This window comes from Rathayibacter sp. AY1D2 (assembly GCF_002932695.1).
Lineage (GTDB): Bacteria > Actinomycetota > Actinomycetes > Actinomycetales > Microbacteriaceae > Rathayibacter.
The window spans coordinates 1-10,409 of the sequence record NZ_PSVX01000094.1 but is presented as its reverse complement, the minus strand read 5'-3'; the positions used below and the strand labels follow the sequence as shown (position 1 = coordinate 10,409).

Here is a 10,409-nt window from a genome sequence, read left to right as displayed (position 1 = left end):
ACGCTCGCGCTGATCGCGGCCGGCGGCTGGAGCGACACCGAGTCGGTCCCCTTCTGGGTCAAGCTCAGCTGCGCGCTCGCCTCCCCCCTCGAGCGTCGGCAGACCTGGAACCTCCTCTGCATGCACCGTTCGTCACGCGCCTCGACTCCCACCCCCGCAGGAGCCGAGACCGGCAGTCCGTCCGCCCTCCCGACCCGTCGCTCGCTCCGTGAGCAGGAGTCGCGCAGCCGCCGCCCCTCGCGCGGCCCGTCGCGCCCCCGCGTCTCCGCCGTCGCCGCGATGACCCTCGTGGCCGGCATCGCGATCACCTCGACGATGCCCGCGTTCGCCGTGGGCGGCACCGCCGACTCCGAGCTGACCCGCGACACGGCCACCGCCGTCGCCGCGGCCCGCCCGCAGAGCTTCGTGGCGGCCGGAGTCGTGCAGCAGAGCGTCACCCGCGACGCCTTCGCCGCCGAGGCCAAGCCCGAGGTCCTCGTCCCCACCGCGTCCCTCGACGCGATCACCGCCACCTCCGGCGAGTCGACCGCGGCCGCCGCCGGAGCGTCCGGAGCGTGGGTCGTCCCGATCTCCGGTCACATCAGCAGCAGCTACGGCCCCCGCCCCGACGCGCCGGTCGCCGGCGTGAACCTGTTCCACAAGGGCACCGATCTCGCCGGCGCCTGCGGCACGCCCGTCCTCGCGGCCTCCAGCGGCACCGTCGAGGAGGCGTCGTACCAGGGCAGCTACGGCAACTGGATCCTGCTCGACAACGGCGGCGGCATCGAGACCGGCTACGCCCACAACAGCGAGCTGATGGTGTCGGTCGGCGAGACCGTCACCGTCGGCCAGGTCATCGCGCTGCGCGGCTCGACCGGCGCCTCCACCGGCTGCCACCTGCACTTCGAGACGCGGGTCGACGGCGAGGCGGTCGACGCCGTGCCGTTCATGGCCGAGCTCGGCGTCCCGATCGGCTGACGCCCCGGGCGACTCGAGAACCCGGACGCCGCGGTGGCCGCTCTCGACCACCGCGACTTCTCTGTTCTCGTGAGCGCGCAGGCCGGCGTCAGGGCCCGGGGACCGTCCGCGCCCCGGTCGAAACGGCGGCCGACCAGTGCGCGTCGTCCGGCACCGTCGTCACCCTGATCTCGGCGTCCTGCTCGACGGCGATCTGCATGGTGCCCGTGTTGCCGCCTCCCGTGCCGGTGCGGGTCGTGCTCGGGCTGTAGACGCACGACGATCCGCTCGTCATCAGGCCGACGACCTCGATCGTCACCTCGGCGTCCGCGGTGTCGCAGGCGACCGAGACGGTGATGTGCAGCGGATCGCCGCTGAGGTACACGGTCTGCGGATCGACGGGGCCGACCTGGTCGGTCCACCGCACGGCGGCGGTCGCGCCCTCGGGCAGCGTCACGGGCCCGAGCGGAGCCTCGGTGGGCGTCGCGGTCGGAGCGGCGGTCGTCGGAGCAGCGGTGCCGGGAACGGCGGGTGTCGCCTCCTCCGCCTGGTCGGCGCCGCTCGTGCAGCCGCTCAGAGCGAGCGCCGCGAGCAGTGCCGAGGCGCCCAGCACGGTCGCGCGCCGTCCGGCCCGGAGCCCCGTCGCCCGGCGCGGAGCGGTCGTTCTCGTGGTGTCCATGGTGGTTCCCCCTGTCCACTGGCGTCCCTCCGGTCTACCCGAGCCCGCGCGGCCGCGGACCGCACTCTGCGGCGGTTGCCAGGGTCGGGAGCCGTGCTGCGGATCGATGGGGAGCTCCTCCGTACCGGCGCGGCGGCCCGTCGATCCGCTCGGGTGCCGCGGATGATCGGCACCGGGCGGATCCGACGCCCGCCGTACTCGGCGCACCCCGCCGAGCCGACCCTCTGCACCCGGAAGGCACCGCCTTGATCGCCTCGAACACCTACCCCTTCGCCGGACGCACCGTCCTGATCACCGGAGCCGGCTCCGGCATCGGCCGCTCCATCGCACGCGCCTTCCTCGAGCAGGGCGCGAGCGTCGCGGTCGCCGGGCGCACCCCCGCCACGCTCGAGGAGACCGTCGCCGGCTTCCCGGCCGAGCGCGTCCTGGTCGTCCCCACCGACGTCTCGGTCCGAGCCGAGGTCGACGCGCTCGTCGAGGGCACCGTCGCGAGGTTCGGCGGGATCGACGTCCTCGTGAACAACGCGGCCGGTCACCTCGGCGGCCCGATCGAGGAGGTGGAGGACGAGGCCTGGCGCTCGCTCTTCGCGACGAACGTCGACGCCCTCTTCTACGCGGTGAAGGCGGCGCTCCCCCACCTCAAGGCGAGCCGCGGCAACATCGTCGTCGTCTCCTCCGTGTCGGGCATCCGCGGCGACTGGGGTCAGGCCGCCTACAACGCGACCAAGGGCGCGATCACGACGTTCGTGCAGTCGCTGGCCCTCGACTTCGGCGCGCACGGGGTGCGGGTCAACGCCGTCGCTCCCGCCTTCACGCAGACGCCGCTGACCGAGTCGATGGCCTCGACCCCCGAGGAGCTCGCGCCCTTCATCGACCGCATCGCCCTCGGACGCCCCGGGCAGCCGGACGACATCGCCCCGCCGGTGCTGTTCCTCGCCAGCGCGGACGCGGCGTACATCACCGGCGCGATCCTCGCCGTGGACGGCGGGACGAGCGCCTCGACGGGGCAGCCGCACCTGTAGGCGGGCGTGCGGCGGATCGGCCGCGGCCAGGCGACTCGCCTTCTCGGCCGGGGCGGCTCGGTCGCTCGGAAGCGGCGGCCAGGCGGATCGGGGTCGGGGGGCGGCGGCTCTGCCCAGAAGCCGAGTGCTCGCATCGGATCCTGCGGCGCCGCTCGCGAGGGTCCACGGGCTCGACTGCGGGCGCCCACGGCCCGGATCGCTCCCTCCCTGACCGCGCACTCAGACTCAACCGACACCTGTGGCGTATCGTGGAGCCAATTGCATGCAGACGCATGGATACGGACTCGCCGACCACACGACCTCCGAGCCCATCCCTCTTCGAGCAGGAGTCGTCATGACCACCACCAGCACCCGCTTCACCGACCGCGTCGTCCTCATCACCGGAGGTGGATCCGGCCTGGGCCGCGCCGCCGCCGTCCGCCTCGCCCAGGAGGGCGCGAAGCTCGCCCTCGTCGACATCTCCGAGCAGGGCCTCGCCGCCACGCTCGACGTCCTGCCCGAGGGCACCGAGTCGATCACCGTCCTCGCCGACGTGTCGAAGGAGGCGGACGTGGACGCCTACGTCGCGCGCACCCTCGAGGCGTTCGGCCGCATCGACGGCTTCTTCAACAACGCCGGCATCGAGGGCCGCCAGAACCTCACCGAGGACTTCACGGCCGACGAGTTCGACAAGGTCGTCGCGATCAACCTCCGCGGCGTGTTCCTCGGCCTCGAGAAGGTGCTGAAGGTGATGCGCGAGCAGGGCTCGGGCATGGTCGTCAACACCGCGAGCGTCGGCGGCATCACCGCGATCGGCAACCAGTCCGGCTACGCGGCCGCCAAGCACGGCGTCGTCGGCCTCACCCGCAACTCCGCGATCGAGTACGGCGAGTTCGGCATCCGCATCAACGCGATCGCGCCCGGGGCCATCTGGACCCCGATGGTCGAGAACTCGATGAAGCAGCTCGACCCGCAGAACCCGCGCAAGGCGGCCGAGGAGTTCATCCAGGTCAACCCGACCAAGCGCTACGGCGAGGCCGACGAGATCGCCTCGGTCGTCGCCTTCCTCCTCTCGGACGACGCCTCCTACGTGAACGCGACCGTCCTCCCGATCGACGGCGGTCAGTCCATCAAGTACTGAGGTCCCGCGGAGGGAGCGGAGGGAGCGGAGGGAGCGGAGGGAGCGCCTGCTGCGACGGCGAGCCCTCCGCCCTCCCGCCGACGCCGTGTCGTTCGTGGGACGGACTCGGCCGCTCCTCCACAGGCGCCTCCTCCGACGCGCGTCCCCACCGGGCCTCCGTCGCGCAGCACCCGGCACCGCGGCGGGAGCAGAATGGGGGTCGGTCCCGCCAGCGGCCGGACCTCGACCGCTACGGAGACATGCATGAACCCCACCGGGAGCTTCCGCGCCGCCCGCGACACCCTCCTGCAGCACCGCACCGATGCGGTCGCCGCGAACGAGGCCTTCCAGTGGCCGGACGTCGGGCCCCGCTTCAACTGGGCGGTGGACTGGTTCGACGCGATCGCCATCGGCAACGAGCGCCCCGCCCTCTGGATCGTGGAGGAGGACGGCTCCGAGGAGAAGTACTCCTTCGACCGGATGCGCTGGCGCTCCGACGAGGTCGCCGCCTGGCTCCACTCGGTCGGCGTCGAGCAGGGCGATCACGTGATGCTCATGCTCGGCAACCGCCTCGAGCTGTGGGAGTCGATGCTCGCGATCATGAAGCTCGGCGCGGTCATCCTCCCCACGACGACCCTGCTCTCACCCGCCGATCTGGCCGACCGCCTCGAGCGCGGCGAGGTCGCGCACGTCATCGCGGACGCCTCCGAGACAGCCAAGTTCGACGAGATGGAGGGCGGCTTCGGCCGCATCGCGGTCGGCGGCGCCGTCGAGGGCTGGCTCGACTACGCCGACTCGCTCGAGCCCTTCGGCATCAGCCCGACCGTGGTCGTCCAGAGCTCCGATCCGTGCCTGATCTACTTCACCTCCGGCACCACCTCGAAGCCCAAGATGGTCGTGCACACGCACGAGTCGTACCCCGTGGGGCACCTCAGCACGATGTACTGGCTCGGCGTCCAGCCGGGCGACGTGCACATGGCGATCAGCTCGCCGGGCTGGGGCAAGCACGCGTGGAGCTGCTTCTTCGCGCCGTGGAACGCCGAGGCGACGGTGTTCGTCTACAACTACAGCCGCTTCTCCCCCACCGCTCTGCACCAGCAGCTCGACCGGGCCGAGGTCACCACGTTCTGCGCGCCGCCGACCGTGTGGCGGATGCTGATCCAGTCGGCGCTGGGAGCGAAGCCGCGCGCGCTGACAGAGATCCTCTCGGCGGGCGAGCCGCTCAACCCCGAGGTCATCGCGACCGTCGAGCGGGAGTGGGGACTCACCATCCGCGACGGCTACGGCCAGACCGAGACCACCGCGATCATCGCGAACCCGCCCGGCGCCCCCGTGGTCCCCGGAGCGATGGGCCGCGCGCTGCCCGGCGTCGCCATCGCCCTCGTCGATCCACTGACCGGCGAGCCCGCCTCCACCGGTGAGATCTGCCTCGACCTCTCCGTCGAGCCCGTCAACCTGATGTCCGGCTACCTCGGCGACGAGGACCGCACCGAGCGCGCCCGCGCGGACGGCTACTTCCACACCGGCGACGTGGCGGTCCGCGCGGTCGACGGCACGATCACCTTCGTCGGCCGCACCGACGACATCTTCAAGTCCTCCGACTTCAAGATCTCGCCGTTCGAGGTCGAGAGCGTGCTGCTGCAGCACCCCGCCGTCGCCGAGTCCGCGGTGGTGCCGGCTCCGGACGAGGTGCGCCACAGCGTGGTGAAGGCGTACGTCACTCTCGCCGAGGGCTGGGAGCCGACCGCCGAGACGGCGAGCGCGATCTTCGCCCACACCCGGGAGCTGCTCTCCTCCTTCGAGCGGGTGCGGCGCCTCGAGTTCCACCCCCTGCCCAAGACGATCTCGGGCAAGATCCGCCGCGTCGAGCTGCGCGAGCGCGAGGAGGAGGCGTTCCGCCGCGGCGAGGAGATCCCCACGGAGTGGCGCGCCGACCGCCTCTAGGCGCGGCGGCCCTCGTCCGCCGGGACACCGCCGAAGCACCGCCGAGACGGCGGCGTCTCGGCGAGGCAGTGGTGTCTCGGCGGGATGCGGTGGGCCGGGACGTCGGCCGCCGGTGACCAGCGGGAGCGAGTGCCGTCAGCGCGGAACCAGCGCGGTGTCAGCGGCGTCCGGATCAGAGGCCGGCGATCAGCTCGGCGTCAGCGCGGGAGTACAGCGATCAGCTCGCCGTGGTCGCGGACGCCGGGGGCGCTGCGGCGGAGGGAGTGGGTCACCTCGAGGCCGGCCTGCTCGGCGAGCGCGCGCATCTCGGCGAGCGGATGGAACCACGCCGGTGCGACGGCGTGCGCGAACGCCTCCGAGCGCGGCCCTTCGAAGAAGCCGATCAGCAGGCTTCCGCCCGGTCGGAGGTGCGCGGCGAGCGCCGCGACCGCGCCGGGCAGCTCCGCCGGCGGCAGGTGGATGAGCGAGTACCACGCGAGAACGCCCCCGAGGCCGTCGACGTCGAGCTCGAGCGCCGAGCCGAGCCGGAACGGGACGTCCGGGAACCGCGCCCGCGCCAGAGCGACGAACTCAGGCACCGGATCGACGCCGATCGCGGCGGCTCCGCGGCGCTGGAGGAACTCCGTCCAGTGCCCGGGCCCGCAGCCCACGTCGGCGACCGTGCCCTCCAGCCCGTCGGCCCACGACCCGATCAGCTCGCGGTCGGCCGCGGGCCCCGCGTCGACCGATCCGAGCAGCGCCGCGTACTCCTCCGCCCGCGCGCCGTACGCGTCCCGCACCTCGTCCATCCGGTGAGCGTAGGCCGTCACCAAACGGGGCGCAGCGGGCACTCGGAGGCGCGTGGCACGTTCCGCGGTGCCGTTGGCACAGCTCGGCGGCACGGTCCACTGGCGCGTTCTGACGTTCTGGCGCGCCTGCCTCGTGAGCGTTCGCGCCCGGCGTCCCGAGGCGCTCCGCGAGGACGGATCATCGAGGTGCCGCGCCCCGTCCCCGCCCCGAAGGAGACCCGATGACCCCTGCCGACGCCGCCCCCGCCCTGCCCGCCGCCGCCCTCGTCTTCCCCCTGCTCGTCGGCGTCGCGCTGCTCGCCTCGGGCGCGACCGCCCTGCTCCGCGCCGCTGGTCCTCATGGCGTCCGGAGGCGCCTCGAGGAGTCCCGCGCCCGCGCCGCGGCCCTCGGCGGAGGCCCGGGCGCGCGCGGATGCAGCGCTCCCGGCGTCCTCCCGGCCTGCCTGCGGGTCGTCGTCGGCGCCCTCCTCCTGCTGGCCGCCGGCCCGGCCTACACCGCGGCCGCCCTCGTCGCCGCAGCCCTCTGCGCACTCGCCCTCGCGCACGCCGTCCGCCGCTTCGCCCAGGACTCGGAGGGCGACCCGCCCGCCCCGGCCGCGGTCGCCGCCACGGCCGCGCTGCTCGCCTTCGCCACCGTCGCCGCGGCCCAGGGGATCCTCGGATTCACGGGCGTCCCGGAGCACCTCCGGGAGTTCGACCAGCAGGACCTGAGCTGGGCGGCCGCCCTCGTCGGAGTGGTCGCCGCGTGCGGCCTCCTGCAGCTGGCGGGACGCGCAGCGGAACCGGTGGCCGCACCGGCGGCGGGCGTCAGGCGGCGCGGCTGATGCTCGGAGCTCCGACGCTCGATGCGCCCCCGCACCTCGTCCTCGACGGCAGCGCGGTGCGGCTCGCGCCCGCCCGCGGCTCCGTCGCCGTGATCACCTTCTGGATGCAGTTCCACAACTCCGGCACCTCCGCCCTGCACGACCTCGCCCTGTTCTGCGGCTCCTTCACCGACGGCTCGGGCGTCGAGCTCGACTACGACGAGGCCCCGGTCACCGTGGTCGGCCGGCCCGAGCGGGTCACCCCGGGAGCGGGATTCGTGGCCGTCGCGCACTACACGATCGCGCCGCTGAGGGCGCCCCGGACGCTCCGCCACTCCATCGTGCTGCGGGGCCGCACGAGCGACGACCGGCCCTTCACCGACGTCGCCGCGCTCGAGATCCACGTCGATCCGAGGCGCACACCGGAGGTCCGGTTCCGTCCCCCGATGGCGGGATCCGACACCTTGCGGTGGAGATGAGCGACGATGCGATCGCATGAAGACTTCTCACCACCGGCCCGGATCGGCCAGGGTAGAGGGATCGCGTCGTACGGAGGACGCGCCAGAGGAAAGGACTCCGCCGTGAGGGGAATCGCAGAAGGCAGCCGACCGATCGTCGATCGCGGGGTGTCCCGCCGGGACACCGCGGCGGCCGCGTGGCTGGCCCAGAGCGGCGTCGACGTCCGCGCGAACGGCGCGTTCCGCATCGTGGCCGACACCCTCTGCAGCGACGGCGTCGACGCGCTCCGGATCTGGCACTCGCCGGCCCGCCTGCACCGCACCTCCGCCGCCGGCCCGGGCGTCCGCCTGATCATCCCGCTCGAGGGCGCGCTCGTGATCCAGCCGGACGATCCGGCGGCGCTCGAGGTCCGCGTCGCGCCGGGCGACATCGCCTTCCTCCACTGCGACTCCCCGTTCACGATCGTGACCGACACCCCGAGCGCCCGCACCGAGATCGCCCTCGACCGCCCGCTGCTGGGCCTGGTCGACTCGGCCGACCGCGGAGCCGTCGTCACCGAGGCCGACGCGGCCAGCCGCGGCATCCTGCTCTCGACCGTCAACGCGACCTTCGGCTCCACCCTCGACGCCGACTCCCCCGCCTTCCCCCTGGTGCGGGCCGCCGTCGAGCAGCTGGCGGGCGCTGTGCTGGCGACCTCGCTGCCGCGCGAGAGCAGCGAGGACGTCTACACGCGCGCCCTCGCCCTGATCGCCGCGATGTCCACCGACCCCCGCCTCTCGGTCCAGGAGATCTGCGAGCGCCTCGGCGTCCCGAAGCGGACGCTGCAGCGCACCTTCGCGCGGAACGGCACCACTGTGTTCGACGAGATCCGCCGCGCACGCCTCACGACCGCGCGCGCCCTCCTCGGCGGGAGCGACTCCCCGCCCTCGCCCGAGCACGTGCTGAGCAGCTACGTCCGCTCGCAGCGCCTGCGCCGCGACCTGCTCCACCTCGAGACGGTGCCCGCCTCGAAGCTGGGCTGACGCCGGGGCCGCAGCTCTCGCAGGGTCGGTGGGCACGGTCGGCGACGGAGGTCACCTCGTTTGCGCGCCTCCGGTCCGGACGCTCCGGCTCGGAGGCACCGTCTCCGCAGCCGCCCCGCGCTCAGCCCGGGTACGGCACCGCCGCCGCCGGCCACCCCGAGGCCGCGAGCTCCGCGCGCAGACGGTGGTGGTGCTGCACGGCGCCGAGCGAGTCGGTGCGGAAGGCGATGGCGAGGGCCGCGTCGGCCCAGTAGGCGTCCCAGCCGGAGTAGCGCTCGAAGACGCGGTCGCCGACCGCAGCCAGCAGCTCCCAGGCCCGCGCCGCCGGGAGGTAGCCGGCGACGTAGGCGTAGCGGATCGCGCCGATCGTGCGCTCGGCGTCGCCCGCGAGCAGGAGCAGCGGCGGACGCCCGTCGACCGCCTGGGCGAGCTCGAGGAGGTGGAACTCGCTGCCGCCGGTGAGCGCGGCGACCCGGGAGCGCATCCGCTCGGCGTCGGCGGAGGCCGAGACCTCGGCGAAGCGGATCGAGAGCGGCCCGCGGGTGAGCACGTCGGCGACCAGCAGCTCGACGTCGTCGGCCGAGGCGATGCGGAAGTCGCGGTCGAGCGCGACCCGGTGCTCGACGAGCGGATGCAGCGGCAGCTGCTGCCAGGGCGCCCCCTTCGCTCCGTCGGCGTAGCGGCGCCGCAGCTCCTCCGGGAGTTCGGCCCACGAGGGCTGGAACGCGAGGGAGGAGTTCCAGCCGGCGAACGAGAAGTCGCTGACCGCGTCGAGCGCGAGCAGCTGCTGCTGGCGGAGGGACGGGGTCGGCGAGCCGGCCGCGCCGAGGTAGGCGAGCTGCTCGCGGCGCGGCGCGCGCGCATCCCACTGCTGGAAGCCGACCGTGGCGGCGAGCAGCCCGAAGGCCAGAGCGAACGCGAACGCCGTGAACGCGACGACGCTCTCGCCGCCGCCGAGCGCGAGCCCCCACGCGAAGCCGACCAGGCCCACCGGAGCCGCGAAGGCGGTCACCAGGAGCGCGCGGCGTCCGGCGCCCTGACCGCGCCGGTGCGCATCGGCCGCCCGCGCGTAGCGCAGCCGGGGTCGGACGGGGAACTCGACGTCTCCGGGATGGTTCTGCAGCGGCACGGTCGCAGCCTAGGGGCGCGGGTCGCGTCGATGTGTGCTTGCCTGGTCGCATGACTCTCGCCGAAGCACTCCTCGAGCGGGCCGACCTGCAGAAGCGGATCGAGGCCCTCCAGTCGCGGATCGTCGCGAACGCCTCCTACCAGGAGGGGGAGGAGCCGACCGAGGACCCGGCCGAGCTGCTCGCCGATTGCACGCGCGCACTGGGCGAGCTCGAGCGGCTGGTCACGGCGATCAACCTCACCAACGCGACGGCCACCACTCCCACCGGAGAGGTGCTGACCGCGGCGCTCGCCCGGCGCGAGGCCCTGCGCGCCCGGCACAGCCTCCTGACCCGCGCGGCCGACGCGGCCGCCGGCGAGCGCGGCTACCGCCAGCTCCGGAGCGAGCTGCGCCGCCTGCCCGCGCTGCCGGTGCGGGAGCTGCGCGAGCAGGCCGACGCCGTGGCGCGCGAGCTGCGCGGGCTCGACGCCGACGTCCAGAGGACGAACTGGGGGGTCGAGCTGCAGAGCTGACACGAGACGCGGTGAG

11 protein-coding genes are annotated in these 10,409 nt (G+C 73.9%); 8 read left to right on the top strand and 3 right to left on the bottom strand.

All coding sequences use genetic code 11. The features are described 5' to 3' along the window. Positions 1-957 (top strand): M23 family metallopeptidase (locus C5D04_RS16890; protein WP_146087895.1); only part of this gene is annotated, 957 nt, incomplete at its 5' end. Positions 958-1,045: 88 nt separating this feature from the next. Here the strand turns inward: C5D04_RS16890 and C5D04_RS16885 are convergent. Next, positions 1,046-1,615 (bottom strand): hypothetical protein, encoded by a 570-nt coding sequence (locus C5D04_RS16885; protein ID WP_104250457.1) that lies wholly within the window; start codon positions 1,613-1,615, stop codon positions 1,046-1,048. Between the two features lie 245 nt (positions 1,616-1,860). On the opposite strand from C5D04_RS16885, the gene C5D04_RS16880 reads away from it, so the two are divergent. From C5D04_RS16880 to C5D04_RS16870, 3 genes are all read left to right on the top strand, one after another. Next, positions 1,861-2,637 (top strand): SDR family NAD(P)-dependent oxidoreductase, encoded by a 777-nt coding sequence (locus tag C5D04_RS16880; RefSeq protein ID WP_258065392.1) that lies wholly within the window; start codon positions 1,861-1,863, stop codon positions 2,635-2,637. A gap of 334 nt (positions 2,638-2,971) precedes the next feature. Further along, entirely contained in the window at positions 2,972-3,757 is a 786-nt protein-coding gene (locus C5D04_RS16875) for a glucose 1-dehydrogenase (RefSeq protein ID WP_258068960.1), read from the top strand. A gap of 243 nt (positions 3,758-4,000) precedes the next feature. Continuing rightward, positions 4,001-5,680, top strand: a complete 1,680-nt coding sequence (locus C5D04_RS16870; RefSeq protein ID WP_104348075.1) for an AMP-binding protein — start codon at positions 4,001-4,003, stop codon at positions 5,678-5,680. A gap of 197 nt (positions 5,681-5,877) precedes the next feature. On the opposite strand, the gene C5D04_RS16865 is transcribed toward C5D04_RS16870, so the two are convergent. Continuing rightward, positions 5,878-6,468 (bottom strand): trans-aconitate 2-methyltransferase, encoded by a 591-nt coding sequence (locus C5D04_RS16865; protein ID WP_104348077.1) that lies wholly within the window; start codon positions 6,466-6,468, stop codon positions 5,878-5,880. Between the two features lie 221 nt (positions 6,469-6,689). On the opposite strand from C5D04_RS16865, the gene C5D04_RS16860 reads away from it, so the two are divergent. From C5D04_RS16860 to C5D04_RS16850, 3 genes are all read left to right on the top strand, one after another. Continuing rightward, positions 6,690-7,292, top strand: coding sequence for a hypothetical protein (locus tag C5D04_RS16860; RefSeq protein WP_104348074.1), 603 nt, complete (start codon positions 6,690-6,692; stop codon positions 7,290-7,292). Further along, positions 7,292-7,750: a hypothetical protein gene (locus C5D04_RS16855; RefSeq protein WP_104348073.1), complete on the top strand. Its 459-nt coding sequence runs from the start codon at positions 7,292-7,294 to the stop codon at positions 7,748-7,750. Before C5D04_RS16860 ends, C5D04_RS16855 begins: the two co-directional genes overlap by 1 nt. 147 nt (positions 7,751-7,897) lie before the next feature. After that, the gene (locus tag C5D04_RS16850; RefSeq protein WP_181137754.1) at positions 7,898-8,752 is read left to right on the top strand and encodes a helix-turn-helix domain-containing protein; all 855 of its coding nucleotides are present in this window, start codon (positions 7,898-7,900) and stop codon (positions 8,750-8,752) included. Between the two features lie 121 nt (positions 8,753-8,873). Here the strand turns inward: C5D04_RS16850 and C5D04_RS16845 are convergent, their stop codons facing one another. Continuing rightward, the gene (locus tag C5D04_RS16845) at positions 8,874-9,881 is read right to left on the bottom strand and encodes a DUF1266 domain-containing protein (protein WP_104348071.1); all 1,008 of its coding nucleotides are present in this window, start codon (positions 9,879-9,881) and stop codon (positions 8,874-8,876) included. Between the two features lie 50 nt (positions 9,882-9,931). Here C5D04_RS16845 and C5D04_RS16840 point away from each other — a divergent pair, with 50 nt between their 5' ends. Beyond that, positions 9,932-10,393 (top strand): DIP1984 family protein, encoded by a 462-nt coding sequence (locus C5D04_RS16840; protein WP_104224023.1) that lies wholly within the window; start codon positions 9,932-9,934, stop codon positions 10,391-10,393. Positions 10,394-10,409 lie beyond the last annotated feature (16 nt).